The sequence below is a fragment of the Amycolatopsis sp. WAC 04197 genome (genome assembly GCF_003947475.1).
In the GTDB taxonomy this organism is placed as follows: domain Bacteria; phylum Actinomycetota; class Actinomycetes; order Mycobacteriales; family Pseudonocardiaceae; genus Amycolatopsis; species Amycolatopsis japonica.
The window spans coordinates 307,977-324,013 of sequence record NZ_QHJK01000009.1 but is presented as its reverse complement, the minus strand read 5'-3'; the positions used below and the strand labels follow the sequence as shown (position 1 = coordinate 324,013).

12 protein-coding genes are annotated in these 16,037 nt (G+C 70.5%); 4 read left to right on the top strand and 8 right to left on the bottom strand.

Features of this window, described 5'->3' with window-relative positions:
* Positions 1-375 precede the first annotated feature (375 nt).
* From atzF to DMC64_RS31500, 5 genes are read right to left on the bottom strand one after another with little or no spacing between them, the layout of a single operon-like run.
* Positions 376-1,989 (bottom strand): allophanate hydrolase, encoded by a 1,614-nt coding sequence (gene atzF, locus DMC64_RS31520; protein ID WP_125736461.1) that lies wholly within the window; start codon positions 1,987-1,989, stop codon positions 376-378.
* Positions 1,986-5,552 carry an urea carboxylase gene (gene uca, locus DMC64_RS31515; protein WP_125736460.1) on the bottom strand — a complete coding sequence of 1,189 codons (3,567 nt, stop codon included), beginning with the start codon at positions 5,550-5,552 and terminating at the stop codon, positions 1,986-1,988. The genes atzF and uca overlap by 4 nt, the downstream gene beginning before the upstream one ends.
* The gene (locus DMC64_RS31510) at positions 5,549-6,163 is read right to left on the bottom strand and encodes an urea amidolyase associated protein UAAP2 (protein WP_038515746.1); all 615 of its coding nucleotides are present in this window, start codon (positions 6,161-6,163) and stop codon (positions 5,549-5,551) included. The genes uca and DMC64_RS31510 overlap by 4 nt, the downstream gene beginning before the upstream one ends.
* Positions 6,160-6,942 (bottom strand): DUF1989 domain-containing protein, encoded by a 783-nt coding sequence (locus DMC64_RS31505; RefSeq protein ID WP_125736459.1) that lies wholly within the window; start codon positions 6,940-6,942, stop codon positions 6,160-6,162. Before DMC64_RS31505 ends, DMC64_RS31510 begins: the two co-directional genes overlap by 4 nt.
* 11 nt (positions 6,943-6,953) lie before the next feature.
* A complete protein-coding gene (locus DMC64_RS31500; protein WP_125736458.1) occupies positions 6,954-8,420 on the bottom strand; it encodes an amino acid permease in 1,467 nt (488 codons plus the stop codon).
* Positions 8,421-8,597: 177 nt separating this feature from the next.
* Between DMC64_RS31500 and DMC64_RS31495 the strand changes: the two genes are divergently transcribed.
* Positions 8,598-9,254: a TetR/AcrR family transcriptional regulator gene (locus DMC64_RS31495; protein WP_125736457.1), complete on the top strand. Its 657-nt coding sequence runs from the start codon at positions 8,598-8,600 to the stop codon at positions 9,252-9,254.
* Positions 9,255-9,261: 7 nt separating this feature from the next.
* Here DMC64_RS31495 and DMC64_RS31490 read toward each other — a convergent pair whose 3' ends face one another.
* From DMC64_RS31490 to DMC64_RS31480, 3 genes are all read right to left on the bottom strand, one after another.
* Positions 9,262-10,527: a ribonuclease D gene (locus DMC64_RS31490; RefSeq protein WP_125736456.1), complete on the bottom strand. Its 1,266-nt coding sequence runs from the start codon at positions 10,525-10,527 to the stop codon at positions 9,262-9,264.
* Between the two features lie 68 nt (positions 10,528-10,595).
* On the bottom strand, positions 10,596-11,312 hold the full coding sequence (locus DMC64_RS31485; protein ID WP_034318331.1) for a response regulator transcription factor: 717 nt from the start codon (positions 11,310-11,312) through the stop codon (positions 10,596-10,598).
* A 903-nt stretch (positions 11,313-12,215) separates the two neighbouring features.
* Positions 12,216-12,779, bottom strand: coding sequence for a DUF3000 domain-containing protein (locus DMC64_RS31480; protein WP_037343785.1), 564 nt, complete (start codon positions 12,777-12,779; stop codon positions 12,216-12,218).
* A gap of 88 nt (positions 12,780-12,867) precedes the next feature.
* On the opposite strand from DMC64_RS31480, the gene hemE reads away from it, so the two are divergent.
* Genes hemE through hemQ form a run of 3 tightly spaced genes read left to right on the top strand, consistent with a single transcriptional unit; the run spans position 12,868 to position 16,035 of the window.
* Positions 12,868-13,941 (top strand): uroporphyrinogen decarboxylase, encoded by a 1,074-nt coding sequence (gene hemE / locus DMC64_RS31475; protein WP_125736454.1) that lies wholly within the window; start codon positions 12,868-12,870, stop codon positions 13,939-13,941.
* The gene (hemG, locus tag DMC64_RS31470; RefSeq protein WP_125736453.1) at positions 13,938-15,317 is read left to right on the top strand and encodes a protoporphyrinogen oxidase; all 1,380 of its coding nucleotides are present in this window, start codon (positions 13,938-13,940) and stop codon (positions 15,315-15,317) included. The genes hemE and hemG overlap by 4 nt, the downstream gene beginning before the upstream one ends.
* Before the next feature lie 25 nt (positions 15,318-15,342).
* Positions 15,343-16,035: a hydrogen peroxide-dependent heme synthase gene (gene hemQ / locus DMC64_RS31465; protein WP_063274479.1), complete on the top strand. Its 693-nt coding sequence runs from the start codon at positions 15,343-15,345 to the stop codon at positions 16,033-16,035.
* Positions 16,036-16,037: the final 2 nt, after the last annotated feature.

Genomic DNA, 16,037 nt, shown 5'->3' with positions numbered 1-16,037 from the left:
AGCTGATCACGCGTGTCGTCCGTCGGATCACACGCGCCGTCCGGTCAACCACGCGAAACCGCTGGTTCGGTCCGGGTGGTCGTGAGTGGCGATTCGGGTTCTATTGAGGAGTAAGTCAAATGTGGCGCGTTGTGCTGCCCGAGGTCTTTGGTGTCCACAGTGGTCACTTTTCGGGCAGCATACGCCTGCTTTGTGCCTGTAAGTCCCGTTTCGCGGGGAGTCGTGAGTGGTAAAGAGGGTTAGAACGACCATTGCCACTCACGACCCCCGGGCAATACTGCGCAAAGTGCCCAAAGCGCACTCTCACTGCCGACTTCATCACGTCACCTTTGACTTACCCCTCAGGAACTCGAATCGCCACTCACGAGGCGCGACTCAACGACTCAGGTACCCGAGCCACCCGCCGTACTCAGTGATGTCCTGGGCCCCCTCCACCGCACCGGGCTCGCACACGAACCCCGACACCTCACTCCCGTCGGCCAGCCGCACCTTCCCGATGGCCAGCGGCGCGGGAATGCCCGCCACGAACTCGCCGAAACCGCTCAGCGGCAGGTCCCAGACCTCCGCCTCGATCGGCTCGCCGCCCGAAGCGACCCGGACGAGACCGGGTTTCGGCGGCACGGTGTCCAGCGCGTAGAACCGGTACTCGGCCGCCGTCCGCCCCGCGGAGACGAACCGGCCGCCCCGCGAGGTCAGTTCGTGATTCAGCGGCTGCCCGCGCAGATGCGCGCCGACGACCGTGATCCGCGTCCGCCGCGGCACCGAGCGGGCGACGTCGGCGAGGATCCGGTCGGCGTACGCGGGGCCGACCAGCATCACCCCGAACGGCAGCCCGCCGACGGTCCCGGCGGGCACGGCGAGCGACGACAGGCCCAGCAGGTTCGTCGAGTTCGTGAACCGGCCCAGCCGCGCGTTCACGCCCAGCGGGTCGGCCTCGACTTCGGCGATCGTCGGGTGTTCCGTCGTCGTGGGCAGCAGCAGGCAGTCCACAGTGGACAAGGCCGCGGACGCCTCGGCGGAAAGACCGTCGAGCCTCGCGAGGTCGCCGAACAACCGATGCGCCGGGATGTCCTTCGCCGCACCGATGATCCGCCGCACGGCCGGATCGACGGCGTCCGGATGCGCGTCGATGAACTCGCCGACCGCCGAGTACCGCTCGGCCACGAAGGCGCCTTCGTACAGCAGACGTGCCGCGGCGAGGAACGGCGATATGTCGACAGGGACCAGTTCCGCGCCCGCGTCCCGATACGAGCGGGCCGCCGCGGCGAACGCTTCGGCCCACCCGTCCTGGAGCGGTCCCAGCTCGGAAGGCACGCCGATCCGGAAAGGACGGTTCAGCACCGGAAGATCCCGGGGCTCGCTCAGGCAGGCGAACGCGGACGTCGCCTCGTCGACCGTCCGCGCGAACACCGTGACGCAGTCGATGCTCGCGCACGCGGGCACGACCCCCGTCGTCGGCAGCAGCCCCCGCGTCGGCTTCAGCCCGACGATCCCGTTGAACGCCGCCGGAACCCGGCCGGATCCGGCGGTGTCCGTACCGAGCGCGAGATCCACGATCCCGAGCGCCACCGCGACCGCCGATCCCGAACTCGACCCGCCCGAGACGTACGCCGGATCGATCGCGTTCCGCACCGCCCCGTGCGGGCTGCGCGTCCCGACCAGTCCGGTCGCGAACTGGTCCAGATTGGTCGTACCCAGGATCAGCGCCCCGGCCGCGCGCAGCCGCGCCACCACCGGCGCGTCCTCGGCGGGTGAGTAGGCGTACTCGGGGCACGCCGCCGTCGTCGGCAGCCCGGCGACGTCGATGTTGCCCTTGACCGCGGCGAGTTTCCCGTACAGCGGCAAGGATTCCCCCGCCACGCGACGGGCTTCCAGCTTCTCCGCGTCGGCGAGCACGTCCTCCTCGGGACGCAGGTCGATCCAGATCTCGGGCCGGTCGACCCGGGCGATCCGGTGGTACGCGGCGCGCACCCGCTCCCGCACGCTCATCCCGCGCTCCTTCCCAGAACCACCAGCGGGGTGCCGGGGGCGACTTGATCACCGGGCGAGACGAGCACCTCGACGACCTCCCCGGCGGCGGGCGCGGGGATCCGCGCCTCGGTCTTCATCGCTTCGAGGATCACCAGCGTCTCGGCCGCGTCGACCTGCTTGCCGGGTTCGACGTCCACCCGCCACACGGTCGCCGCGAACGGCGCCTCGACGACGTGCCCGCCGGGCGGGGCCTCGACCTTCGTGGTCGGGACCTTCGCGCCGACCGGCTCCGGCCGCGGGTCGAACTCGCCCGCCGCCGCCCACGCCTGCCGCTCCGCCTCGAACGCCGCGCTCTGCTTCGCCCGGAACGAGGCGATGTCGGCCGCGTTGTCGGCCAGGAAGCGTTCGTGGTCGGCCAGCGCGAACTCGCCGTCGGTGATGTCGAGTTCCAGTTCCCCGGCCGAGCTCTGTGCCCGCAGGTCGAGCAATTCCTCGGCGCTCACCGGGTACCAGGAGATCCGGTCGAAGAACCGCAGCAGCCACGGCGAACCCGGTTCGAACGATCCGCGTTGCCGCCAACCGCTCCACACCTGCACCGTCCGCCCGACGAACTGGTAGCCGCCGGGGCCCTCCATCCCGTAGATGCACAGGTACGAGCCGCCGATGCCGACCGAGTTCTCCGCGGTCCAGGTACGGGCCGGGTTGTACTTCGTGGTCACCAGCCGGTGCCGCGGGTCCAGCGGAGTGGCCACCGGCGCGCCGAGGTAGACGTCGCCGAGGCCGAGCACCAGGTACTCCGCGTCGAACACCGTGCGGTAGACGTCGTCCACACTGGACAGACCGTTCACCCGGCGGATGAACTCGATGTTCCACGGGCACCACGGCGCGTCGTCGCGCACGCCGGCCATGTACCGCTCGATCGCCTCGCGCGTCGCCGGATCGTCCCAGGACAACGGCATCCGCACGGTCCGGCTCGGCACCACGAGGTCGCCGGTACGCGGCAGATCGTGCTCCACCTCCTGCACGAGGCCGAGCAATTTCGGCACCGGCAGCACGTCCGGATCGACGTGCACCTGCAGCGAGCGGATGCCCGGGGTCAGGTCGACGACGCCGTCGAGCCCTTCCGTGGCCAGCCGGTCGGCCAGCGCGTGGACCCGCATCCGCAGGGCCAGGTCGAGTTTCATCGGCCCGTACTCGATCAGCAGGTTGTCGTCACCACTGCGCCGGTAGGTGACCTCCGGGTTCTCGTCCGATGTGGACAGACGGCCGAGGACGCCACCGTCGTCGATCGGCTTCCGGCTCGCCTTGACCGCCTTTCTCGGTGAGACACGCAAAGAGCCCGCGTGCTCGGTGGTGATCGGCACGAACCGCACGGTGTCGCCCGGCCGCAGCTGGCCGAGTTTCCAGCGCTGCCCGGTCACCACGGTCGCCGGGCAGACGAACCCGCCGAGGCTCGGCCCGTCCGGGCCCAGCAGGATCGGCAGGTCGCCGGTGTAGTCGACGGCGCCGATCGCGTACGGGGTGTCGTGGATGTTCGACGGGTGCAGGCCCGCCTCGCCGCCGTCCTCCCGTGCCCAGCGCGGCCGGGGCCCGACGAGCCGGACACCCGTCCGCGCGGAGTTGAAGTGCACCTCCCAGTCGGTGGCGTAGAACGTCTCGACGTCGTCCGGGGTGAAGAACTCCGGTGCCGCGTGCGGCCCCTCGGTCGCGCCGATCTCCCAGTGCGTGGCGAAAACCGGCCGTTCGGCCTCGGGAACGGGCCCGCCGACGGGGTTCTCCGGCAGCGGCCCGGGGGAGAGGACGTCGCCGGTCGCCAGCGCGCGCCCGCCGTGCCCGCCGAAACCGCCGAGCGTGAACGTGGCCGCGCTGCCGAGGAAGTCCTGCACGTCGATCCCGCCGCGCACGAGGACGTACGCGCGGAGCCCGGCGGTCCCGGTGCCGACGTCGAGCACCCCGCCCGCGGGGATCTCGACCGGTGTCCATTGTGGAACCGGGGAGCCGTCGACGGTCACCGGTGACGGCGATCCCGTGACGCAAACGATTGCGTCTTCGGTGAACCGGAGCGAGACACCGTCCACAGTGCACTCCAGGCCCGCCGCGCCTTCGGGATTGCCGAGGGTGCGGTTGCCCAGCCGCAGGGACAGATCGTCCATCGGCCCGTTCGGCGGGACCCCCACGTGCCAGAACCCCAGCCGCCCCGGCCAGTCCTGGACGGTGGTCATCGTGCCGCCCCGCAGCACCTCGATCCGCGGTTCGGGGTCGGTGATCGTGTCGAGCGTCGCGGTGTCGTGCGTGACCTCGTGCAGCCGTCGATCCCCGGCGACCGCGCGCAGCTGGCCGAGGTTCGTCCGGACCCCGTCCACCCGGCTTTCGCCGAGCGCCTCGCCCAAGGCGGCCAGCGCCTCGTCCCGGTCCGCGCCGACGGTGATCACCTTGGCGAGCAGCGGGTCGTAATGTGTCGTCACGTTCGCCCCGGCCTCGACCCAGGTGTCGACCCGGACACCGGCGGGGAAGTCGGCGCGGGTCAGCAGGCCCGCGCTCGGCCGGTGCCCGGCGGCCGGATCCTCCGCGTAGACGCGGGCTTCGATCGCGTGCCCGCGTGGGGACGGCGTGGTGGCGAACATCCCGGTGTCGCCGTCGGCGAGCCGGAGCATCCACGAGACCAGGTCGACGCCGTACACCGCCTCGGTGACCGGATGTTCGACCTGCAGCCTCGTGTTGACTTCGAGGAAGGCCGCCTCTTCGCGGACCGGGTCGTAGATGAACTCGACCGTCCCGGCCGACCGGTAGCGCACCGAAGCGCAGAGGTCGACGGCCGCCGAGACCAGTTTCTCCCGCGCCGCTTCGGAAAGTCCCGGCGCGGGGCACTCTTCGAGCACCTTCTGATTGCGTCGCTGCAGGGTGCAGTCCCGCGTGCCCAGCGCCAGCACCTCACCCGTACCGTCGCCGAACACCTGGACCTCGACGTGCCGCGCGTGCGTCACGAGCCGTTCGAGGAACACGCCAGAAGTCGAGAAGCTCTTGGCCGCGATGCTCTGCACCGCCTCCCAGGCGTCGCGGAGTTCCGCGGCGGACGCGCAGGCCCGCATGCCGATCCCGCCGCCACCGCCGGTGGCCTTGAGCATCACGGGGTAGCCGATCCCGTCCGCCGCCGCTTCGGCGTCGGCCAGGGTGTCCAGCAGTCCGGTGCCCGGCAGCAGCGGGACACCGGCTTCGACGGCCTTCTCCCGCGCGGTGTGCTTGCTGCCGAAGACTTCGAGGTGGTCCGCCGTGGGACCGGCGAACCGGAGCCCGGCCGCCTCCACCGCCCTGGCGAAGGCGGCGTCCTCGGACAGGAAACCGTAGCCGGGGTGGATCGTGTCCGCGCCGGTCTTCAGCGCGGCTTCGATGATGGCGTCGACGAGGAGATAGCTCTCCCTCGCCGGCGCCGGGCCGAGCCGGACGGCTTCGTCGGAAAGCCGTACGTGCGCGGCCGTACGGTCGGCGTCCGAATAGACGGCGACCGTCGGAATGCCCATCTCCCTTGCCGTCCGGATGATCCGGACCGCGATTTCCCCCCGGTTGGCGACGAGCAGCTTCACGCGCCACCACCGGTGACGATCATCCGGACCGGCGTCGGGTCGAAGCCGTTGCACGGATTGTTGATCTGCGGGCAGTTCGACACCAGCACGAGCACGTCGGTCTCGGCGCGCAGCTTGACTTCGAGACCGGGCGCGGAGATGCCGTCGACGATGCCGAGCGTGCCGTCCTGTTCCACCGGCACGTTCATGTACCAGTTGACGTTGCTGACCAGATCCCGTTTGCCGAGGCCCCATTTCGCGCCCTCGGTCAGGAAGTTCTCGACGCAGGCGTGCTGGTACCGCGTGTGCTGGCCGTAGCGGAGGCTGTTCGATTCCTTGCTGCAGGCGCCGCCGATCGTGTCGTGCCGCCCGCAGGTGTCCTCGACGACGGTCAGCAGCGGCGCGCCCTCGCCGGTGCGCAGCACGCTGCCGGTGGTGAGGAAGATGTTGCGCTGCGCGGCGATCGTGGCGGCCGCGCTGTACCTCTTCGCCGTGTCGGCGGCGTCGTAGCAGAGGAAGTCGACGGCCTGGTTGCCACCGAGGTCGATGATCGCGAGCGTCTCGCCCTCGCGCAGCACGGTGGAGTACGGCGCCCGCGCGGCGACTTCGGTGTCGGAGATGATCGTGGTCATGCCAGGCCCCTAGCGGTGAGGTAGTCGGCGGTGTTCTCGAAGGCGCGCTGCGCTTCGGGTGACGCTGTCCATTCAGGACTGTCCGGTGTGGACGGCGCGCTCCGCTGGGCGAGGACGCGCAGCGGGGTGACCGTGTGGTCCGGACGCGGGTCCAGCGGGTGCGCGACGTTGGCGATCAGGACGATCACCGGGAGTTCGGTGCGCAGGACCACGGATTTGCCGGGGCCCGCGGAACCGGTGAACGTCAGCCCGCCGTCGGTCTCCACGTGGACGCCCTGGAAGAAGGACAGGCTCGGCGGGAGATCCCGTGGCGTGAGGCCGTGTTTGGCGGCAGCGAGGGTGAACAGCCCGAGTCCGTCCACAGTGGACGTCCCGCAGAGGGCGTCGTGTTTCCCGCTCTCGTCGGTGACGACGGTCGCGAGCACCCGCGCCTGGTCCGAAAGCAGCGCGATCGCCTCGCCGAGGTAGGCGTTCCACTGGACCTTCACCGTGTCCGCGACGTTCAGCCGTTCCCAGGGCTGGTCGGCGTTGTACAGCAGCACATGCGCGCAGGCGTCGCCTTCGACGTCGGTGAGCCGGAGTTCGGTGCCCCTCGCGAGGACCTTGTGGGTGTAGCCGCCACCGGCGACGGTCTCGGCCCAGGTCAGCTTCGCCGGGTCGATCCCGGGCGGCGGGTCCGGCCAGGTGGACGCCGGGATGGCGGGCATCGCTTCGGTGACCGTGCCCGCTTGGGCGCGCGCGTGGTCGCGAGCGCCGTACGTGGTCGATGTCGTGCTCATGGAACCTTCCTTCAGGTCGCGGGGACGGGAACCGTGGTGAGCGCGGAGCGGCGGCGCCAGCAGAGATAGCCGGTGAGCAGCGCGGCGCCGACGAACTCGATCGGGAACAACAGGACCCAGACGGAACCGGTGCCCGCCAGGTCGTAGATCTCGGCTCGTGGCCAGGCGATGTTGACGATCATCATCGCGCCGTACCCTACTGCCGCGATGTTGACCGGAATAGCCCATCGCCCCAGGGAGAAATGGCCGGGTTCGGCGGTGAAACGGCCTTGACGGCGCCGGAGCAGCAGCGGTCCGGTCACCAGCAGATAGGCCAGATAGACCACGACCACCGAGGTGCCGGTGATGGTGCTGAAGATCGTCGGATTCCCCAGATTCAGCAGGAGCAGCCCGATGGCGAGCGCCCCGGACAGCACCGCGGGCGCGATCGGCGTGCCGGTGCGGGCGTTCACCGCGGAAAGGCGTTTGGCGCCGGGGAGCGCGCCGTCGCGGGCCATCGAGTAGATCAACCGGACCGTGCCGGTCTGGATGGTCAGGGTGCAGACGACGACCGCGATCGCGACGTCGGCGAGGAAGACCCGGCCGAGGGTGTCGCCGAAGACGGCCGTGATCACATACGGCAGGCCCTTCCCGGCGAGTTGCCCGTCGGTCAGGCTCGGCGCCGCCATCAGTGCGGTGAGGACGACGGCGAGCCCGCCGATCCCGGAGATCAGGAGGGCACGGAGCACGGCACGTGGTGCGGTGCGGCGCGCGTCCTTCGTCTCCTCGGCGACGGAGGCGGCGGTGTCGAAGCCGTACAGCACATACGCGGCCATCAAGGCCGAGGCGAGGACACCGCCCGCTCCCGGGCTCTCACCCGCCGGCTGGAGCACGACCTGAGGACCGCGGACGGCGAACAGCGCGAGCCCGGCGATCAGCACGAGGACGCCGACGAGTTCGGCCGCGACCCCGACGTCGTTGATCCGCGCCATCAGCCGCACGCCGCCCGCGTTGATCACGGTCGTCAGGACGATCAGCAGGGTGCCGAGCAGGACCGCGTTGCTGGCACCGGTCGGGGAGGTGATCGCCGGATCCCCGCCGACGAGCTGGAACCCGCTCCAGACCGACGGGAGGACGACCTGCAGCGCGATCGCGGCACCGGCGAGGGCCACGACGCAGCCCACCAGCATCATCCAGCCGGCGAGCCACCCCGCGAATCCGGGGGAGAGGTGTTTCGCCCACTGGTAAACCGATCCCGCCAGCGGGAATCGGGCCGCGAGTTCGGCGAAGTTGAGCGCGACGAGCAATTGCCCGGTGATCACCAGCGGCCATGTCCAGAAGAAGAGCGTGTCGCCGAAGGAATAGCCGAAGGCGAACAGCTGGAACACCGTCGTGAGGATGGAAACGAACGAGAAACCGGCGGCGAAGGCGGAGAAACCGCCCAGTGTCCGGCGAAGTTCTTGGCGGTACCCGAAGGCGGAAAGGTCTTCGGAAGGCATTGCGGAGGCTCCTGTCTCAAGGGCCGGATTTCGATCGGCTGACCGAAATTAAGCGCGTGCGGGATCCTTCCGATCTCCGCCGGGTAAGCGCGGTGTTAACAGATACCGGATTCGGTAACCTGGGCCGACCGCCGGACGTAACAAAGATCTTCGCGGAGAAATGGCAGGATCGGATAGATGACGAAAACGACCGGGGTGGGCAGACCGAGAGCCAGCGGCGCCGCGGCGAGCAGGCGCGAGGCGCGGCTCGCCGTTTTGGACGCTGCGGGGGAGCTGTTCACCGGCGCCGGCTACGCGGCGACGACCACGAGGGCCATCGCCGAGCGCGCCGGACTGCGCCAGGCGTCGCTCTACTACCACTTTCCGTCCAAAGAGGACATTCTCGCGGCGCTGCTGGAGGACACCGTCCGGCCGTCACTGGACGTCGCGGGCGGGCTGTCGGCCAAGCTCGCGCCGGTCGGCACGCGGCTGTGGGCGCTGGCCTACGCGGACATCCACCTGCTCGGCAGCGCGCGGCAGAACCTCGGCGCCCTGTACCTGCTGCCGGAGATCTCGTCGCCGCGGCTGGCGCGGTTCCGGGCCGAACGGGCGGAGCTCAAACGCGTCTACGGCTCGCTCGTCGCGGCGGCGGGGGTCACCCCCGCCCTCCAGGGGATCCGGACCGACCTCGTGTTCGGGCTCGTCGAGAGCATCGCGATCGTCCGGCGCGACCAGCCGGATCTGGACGTCGAGGCGCACGCCGTCGAAGGGGCCGACAGCGTGCTGAGGCTCGTCGGGCTCGGGGAGCCGGACGCGGGTCTGCGCGGCTCCGCGCGAGCGCTGCTGGAGGGCTGAACGCGGGTCAGGCGGCGGTCGAGTGGAGCGCCTTGCTCAGCACCGCGACCGTCAGCTCGACCTGCCACGGCCGCGCGCCGCCGTCGCGCAGGACCTGGGCGACCGAATCCTCGCTCAGGTCCGACGGCGGACGCCAGCAGGTGCGGCGCACCAGTTCCGGCAGCAGCAGGTTCTCCACCGGCAGCCGCCGGTCCTCCGCGATGGCGGACAGCGCCGCGCGGGCGGCCGAAAGCCGGGCGGCGGCGTCGGGATCCTTGTCCGACCACCGGTTCACCGGCGGCGGTCCGTCGGTCTGCTGCGCGGGTGTGGGCAGTTCGTCGGCGGGGAGCGCGCGGGCGGCCTGCAGATGCCGCAGCCAGCTCGCGGTGTACTTGCGCTGCACCCGGCCGCTGAACACCGGCAGCGCCTGCAGCTGCTCGACGGTCTTCGGATCGGCGGTGACGGCGTTGATGATCGCGCTGTCGGGCAGGATCCGGCTCGGCGCGCGGTCGCGTTTGCGGGCGAGCTCGTCGCGCGCCTGCCACAGTTCGCGGACGGCGGCGAGGCCGCGGGCGCTGCGGATCTTGTGCACCCCGGACGTCCGGCGCCACGGCTCGGCCCTCGGGGCGGGCGGCGGCGCCGTGCGGACGGCCTCGAATTCCTGCTGGGCCCATTCGAGCTTGCCCTGGGCGGCCAAGTCGGCTTCGAGCTTCTCGCGCAGCTCGATGAGCAGCTCGACGTCGAGGGCGGCGTAGTTCAGCCAGTCGACGGGAAGCGGGCGCTTCGACCAGTCGGCGGCACTGTGCCCCTTCTCCAGCTGGTAGCCGAGGAGGAGTTCGACGAGGGTGCCGAGGGCGACCCGCTCGTACCCGGCGAGCCGTCCGGCGAGTTCGGTGTCGAACAGGCTCTTCGGGTGCAGGTCGAGTTCGGCGAGGCACGGCAGGTCCTGAGAGGCCGCGTGCAACACCCATTCGGCGTTGTTGAGCACTTCCGCGAGGGGTTCGAGCTGCCCTTCGAGCGGAATGGGGTCGATGAGGAAGGAGCCGGCACCTTCGCGGCGCAGCTGCACGAGATAGGCCTTGGGCCAGTATCGGTAGCCGGACGCGCGTTCGGTGTCCACGGCGATGGCCCCGCTGCCGCCCGCGATCTTCGCGCAGGCTTCGGCGAGGGCGGTCGCGTCGGCGATCACCGGTGGAGTGCCCTCGGCGGGCTCACGCAGCAGGACCGGTCCACCGGTGTCGTCGGTGCCGGTCTTCGGGTCCGTCTGCGGTGCTCCGGGTCGGTCGCCTTCCATAGGTGAAGACCCTACGGGACGAGCGGGCCGCGCCTGGTCCGCCCGCCCCGCAGGGCTGTTCGCCTTTGTCAGCGGATCACGCCGGCACGCATGGCCAGCGCCACCATCTGAGCCCGGTCACCCGTGCCGAGCTTGCGCCCGATGCGGGAGAGGTGAGACTTCACCGTGAGAGCGGAGAGGCTGAGTTCCTCGCCGATCTCCTTGTTGCTCTGGCCGTCGGCCACGAGCTGCAGCACCTCGACCTCGCGCGCGGAAAGCTCGCGCGGGGTGTTGTCGGTGCCGGCGACCCGGGTGCCGGTGGCCAAGACCGGTGCGACGCTCGGGTCCGCGTAGACGCCGCCCTCGAGCACCCTGCGGACCCCGTCGGTCACCACGACCGGCGAAGCCGACTTGAGCAGGTATGCCTGGGCGCCGGCCTGGAACGCCGACCTGACCGCGTACGGGTCGTCTGATGAAGCGAGCACCACTACCCGAGGCCAGCCGTGGCTACGGAGTTCCGTAACCAGCTCGATGCCGCTGCCATCGGGCAGTCCGAGATCGAGGATCGCCAGGTCACAAGGCCCGGTGGCCTGTGCTCGCGCCCTCGCCTCGGCCACCGTGGCGGCCTCGTGGACGGTGCCCGCACCCATCTGTGCGAGTCTTGCTGAGATTGCCTCCCTCAACAGCGGGTGGTCATCGACCACCAACACGGAAAAAAGCTCTTCCCGCGGGTGCGGAACCATGCTCGCCGGCAATGAACCGGCTGGCGTGGATCGGACGGCCTGAGAAATGCCGACGGTAGCCACGTCACTACCTCCCTGGAGTCGGTCGTGCCCCCCGACCGGCACCGGGACTTTCGGCCGTTTAGCCGCGCCAGCTTTAGACCGAAAGTGGTGTCGTCGATGGCACTGTAGCCGCCCTGAGGCCTTCGCGGGGGGATCGAATGGGTATCTATCTCAAACCAGTGGTCACTCAGGGAGTTCGTAGTAACACGATCGGGCTAGTACACAGCCGGTGGCTAACACATCGCCGAAAGAACACGATGCACTGGGGTTACCAGGGTCCAACCGACTGTGCAGATGAGCCGTGCACCTGCCGGTGCCTCTGCCCGGGACCTTCGCGGGGCCGTCGGAATGTGCCTTCGGCATGCGGCTTGATCAACTTCGCGGAGAGTCATGATCGCTCCGCTCGGTGACCGCGATGGTAACGCTCCGGAAGCGTCGTGGCGTGTTCGGGGGCGGATTCGATCTTGTTGCGGACGGTGACAGCCGGGTTAGCACGAACGGGGTGGTCCAGACCTCTGAGCGACCGGCTTCGCGCAGGTAGGGGCTGGTCTAGTCCAGATGGCCCTGAGGCGACTTTCGGCGTCGTGCAGACGGCCTGAGGGGCTCGCGAATGGGGTAGGCGAGGCGCTTCGGGGCCCTTCGCGGCTCGCGGCTGTCCGTGAAGGCCTCCTTGCCTACCTTGAGGGTAGTGAAGGAGGCCTTCACGGAGCCGCGGAGGGGAGCAAGGGACCTTTGCTACCGCGCTAGTTTTCCTAGCGGCGCTAGATGGCCGGTGTTCGCAATATAACCCAAATGCCATGTCTCGATTGATGGGAATCCGGCGTGTCGGGACCGTGGGGAGGGTGGCTGCCCTAGTCCGTGAAGGCATCCTTGAGGGACCCAGAGTCCCTCAAGGATGCCTTCACGGACTTGAGAAGAAGCGGCTCAGGAGGACTGGCGCTGCTCGAACAGCGTCACGCCGACCGGCGGCAGCCCCACGACGCTCGCCATCACCTGGCAGAACGCCTGCCCGTGCGACCGCAACGCCGCGTCCGTCGGCGTCCAAGACGCCCGAAGTTCCAGATCGTCGGTGCGCGCGGGCCCGGAGATGTCGCCGAAGCGGGCCGACGAGGTTTCGGTGACCGTGCCGCCCAGCGCCGTCCACTCCGCGCCGGAGGTCTCCAGCGCGTCGGTCAGCCACGACCAGCCCACGGCGGGCAGGAAGGGATCGGTCGCCAGTTCCCGGTCGAGTTCCGCGCGGACGTACATGACCAGCCGCAGGACCCCGTCCCAGCCTTCCTGGCCGTCGGGATCGTGCAGCAGCACCAGCCGCCCCGACGCCAGGACGTCCGCCGGCCCTTCCACCTCACAGCTCACCGCGTAGGACCACGGCGCCAGCCGCTGCGGCGGGCGCATCTTCTCCAGCCGCACTTCGGGACGGGGCCGGACCGATTGCAACGCCGCGACGGCTTCACGGAAGAGATCGGGTACTGACGTCATCGCGGTCACCAACCGACTGTAAGACGCGATCGTCCGGTTCGGGGCGCAGACGCGCCGAGAGTAAGGCCTCGGAGCGCACATGGCACCATGAACCGTGATGTCTCCTTCAGTTGCTTCTCCCGCGCAGACCGTCCCGGCGGCCCGACGCGCCCTGCCCGGGGCGCCGTTCCTGGCCGCCGCGCGCGGCGAACGCCCGGCTCACACCCCCGTGTGGTTCATGCGCCAGGCGGGCCGGTCGTTGCCCGAGTACCGGGCCCTGCGCGAGGGCACCTCGATGTTCGAGGCGTGCTTCGACCCCGAGATGCTCGCCGAGATCACGCTCCAGCCGATCCGCCGTCACGGCGTCGACGCGGCCATCCTCTTCAGTGACATCGTCGTCCCGCTCAAGGCGGCGGGTCTCGACATCGACATCGTCGCGGGTACCGGGCCGGTCGTCGCCGAGCCGATCCGCGACGCCGCGGGCGTGCGCGCGCTGCCGGTGCTGGAGCCCGAGCAGGTGGAGCGGGTCGCCGAGGGTGTCCGGCTGCTGGTCGGCTCGCTGGGCGAGACGCCGCTGATCGGGTTCGCCGGCGCGCCGTTCACCCTGGCCTCGTACCTCATCGAGGGCGGGCCGAGCCGCAACCACGAGCACACCAAGGCGCTCATGCACTCCGAGCCCGGGCTGTGGCACGAGCTGGCGGGGCGCCTGGCCGACATGGCGGTCACGTTCCTCTCCGCGCAGCTCGACGCCGGGGCCGACGCGATCCAGCTGTTCGACTCGTGGGCGGGCGCGCTCTCGGAGCGGGACTACCGCGAGTTCGTGCTGCCGCATTCGGCGAAGGTGCTGTCCGCGGTCGCGGGCTACGGCGTGCCCCGGATCCACTTCGGCGTCGGAACCGGCGAGCTGCTGGTGGCCATGCGCGACGCGGGCGCCGACGTGGTCGGCGTCGACTGGCGCATCCCGCTCGACGAAGCCGTGCGGCGGCTCGGCGGCGGCGTGGTCCAGGGCAACCTCGACCCGGCGCTGCTGCACGCGTCCTGGCCGGTCATCGAGGCCGAGGTGCGGCGCATCCTCGCCGAGGGCCGCGCGGCCGACGGCCACATCTTCAACCTCGGCCACGGCGTGCTGCCCGGTGTCGACCCGGACGTTCTGACGCGCGTGGTCGGGCTGGTGCACGAGCTTCAGCCGTGACCACCGTCGCCGTCGTCGGTGGCGGTATCTCGGGACTGACCGCGGCGTACCGGCTGCGGACCCTCCTCGGCGAGGACGCCAGGATCGTCGTCTTCGAGGCGACCGGGTCGCTCGGCGGGAAACTCCGCACGGTCGAACTCGCCGGTGAACGCTACGACGTCGGCGCCGAGGCCTTCCTCGCCCGCCGTCCCGAAGCGCTCGCCCTGGTCCGCGAGATCGGGCTGGGCGAAAGCCTCGTCCATCCCACCAAGGCCCGCGCCAAGATCCACGCGGGTGGTTCCGTGCTCGGTCTGCCGCCGGGCACGGTCATGGGCGTTCCCGCCTCGGCCGACGCGGTCGCCGGGGTGCTGTCGGAGAAGGGCCGCGCCCTGGTCGAGGCCGAGGCGTCGTTGTCTCCGCTGGAACTGCCCGCCGGCGATGTGCCGCTCGGCCCGCTGCTGCGCGAGCGGTTCGGTGACGAACTGGTCGACCGGCTCGTCGATCCGCTGCTCGGCGGGGTGTACGCCGGGGGAGCGGACGGGCTCGGCCTGCGCGCGACCATGCCCGGGCTCGCCTCCGCGGTCGACCGCGGCGCGCGTTCGCTCACCGAAGGCGCGGCGTCGCTCATGCCCGCGTCGCCGAGTACGGCGCCGGTCTTCGGCACCCTGCTGGGCGGCCTCGGGACGCTGATCGCCCGGCTCGCGGAGCTGTCCCGCGCCGAGATCCGCACCGGGACCACGGTGACGGCGCTCGAGCGCACCGCCGACGGCTGGAAGGTCGACGACCTCGACGCCGACTCCGTTCTCCTTGCGGTCCCTGCGCCTTCGGCACGGCGGCTGCTCGACGGCGTCGCGGGCGTGGCGTCGTCGGCGTTCGCCGAGGTCGAACTCGCGTCGATGGCCGTCGTCGCGCTCGCGCTCCCGCCGGGCACCGCGCTGCCGGAGTCGTCCGGCGTGCTGATCGGTGCCGGCGAGCGGGACGCCGCCGGGAAACCGTTCGCCGCCAAGGCGTTCACCTTCTCGTCCCGCAAATGGGCGCAGTACGGCGAAGGTCCGGTGCTGGTGCGCGGCTCGGTCGGCCGTTTCGGCGAACCGGGCGCGCTGCACGCCGACGACGACGAACTCGTGCGCGTGGTCCGCGAAGACCTCGCCCGGCTGAGCGGCGTCACCGCCGAGCCGATCGACACCCTGGTGACCCGATGGGGTGGCGGGCTGCCGCAGTACGGCACCGGGCACCTCGAACTCGTCGAGCGGATCGAACGTGCCGTCGCCGGTGTCCCGGGGCTCGCCGTGGCGGGCGCGACACTGCACGGCGTCGGGCTTCCGGCCTGCATCGCCACCGCCGACGCCGCCGCCCGGCGCATCGCCGGGATCACACCGCCCCACGAAGGCTCCTGAGCACCGGCAGTGCCAAGATGGCGGTATGGCGCGGCTGAACTACAACGAGCTCAATGACACCATCCGCTACACCGCCTGGTCGGTCTTCCGGGCCGAGCAGGGCAAGCTCGGCGAAGACCGGGCGAAGGCGACCGCGGAGACCACCGAGTACCTCGACGCGCTGGAGGCCAAGGGCGTCGTCGTCCGCGGTGTCTACGACCTCTCCGGGCTGCGCGCCGACGCCGACTACATGATCTGGTGGCACGCCGAGGAGATCGAGCAGGTCCAGGCGGCGTACAGCGGTTTCCGGCACACCCCGCTCGGCCGCGCGTCGGCGCCGGTGTGGAGCCAGGTCGCGCTGCACCGCCCGGCGGAGTTCAACAAGAGCCACATCCCGGCGTTCCTCGCCGGTGAAGAGGCCCGCAAGTTCATCTGCGTCTACCCGTTCGTGCGCTCCTACGAGTGGTACCTGCTGCCGGACGACGAGCGCCGCAAGATGCTCGCCGACCACGGCAAGGAGGCCCGCGACTACCCGGACGTCCGCGCCAACACGGTCGCGTCGTTCGCGCTGGGCGACTACGAGTGGATCCTGGCCTTCGAGGCCGACGAACTGCACCGCATCGTCGACCTGATGCGTCACCTGCGCGGCACCGAGGCCCGCCTGCACGTGCGTGAGGAGATCCCGTTCTACACCGGGACGAAGGTGGCGCCCGCCGAGCTGATCGGGCTCCTGCCCTAGTG

Excerpts from the sequence above, each read along its gene's own strand:
- DMC64_RS31505 (WP_125736459.1), bottom strand. The coding sequence starts at position 6,942 with ATGAGCACGACATCGACCACGTACGGCGCTCGCGACCACGCGCGCGCC.
- DMC64_RS31490 (WP_125736456.1), bottom strand. The coding sequence starts at position 10,527 with ATGGAAGGCGACCGACCCGGAGCACCGCAGACGGACCCGAAGACCGGC.
- hemE (WP_125736454.1), top strand. The coding sequence starts at position 12,868 with ATGTCTCCTTCAGTTGCTTCTCCCGCGCAGACCGTCCCGGCGGCCCGA.
- atzF (WP_125736461.1), bottom strand. The coding sequence starts at position 1,989 with ATGAGCGTGCGGGAGCGGGTGCGCGCCGCGTACCACCGGATCGCCCGG.
- hemQ (WP_063274479.1), top strand. The coding sequence starts at position 15,343 with ATGGCGCGGCTGAACTACAACGAGCTCAATGACACCATCCGCTACACC.
- DMC64_RS31500 (WP_125736458.1), bottom strand. The coding sequence starts at position 8,420 with ATGCCTTCCGAAGACCTTTCCGCCTTCGGGTACCGCCAAGAACTTCGC.
- DMC64_RS31510 (WP_038515746.1), bottom strand. The coding sequence starts at position 6,163 with ATGACCACGATCATCTCCGACACCGAAGTCGCCGCGCGGGCGCCGTAC.
- DMC64_RS31495 (WP_125736457.1), top strand. The coding sequence starts at position 8,598 with ATGACGAAAACGACCGGGGTGGGCAGACCGAGAGCCAGCGGCGCCGCG.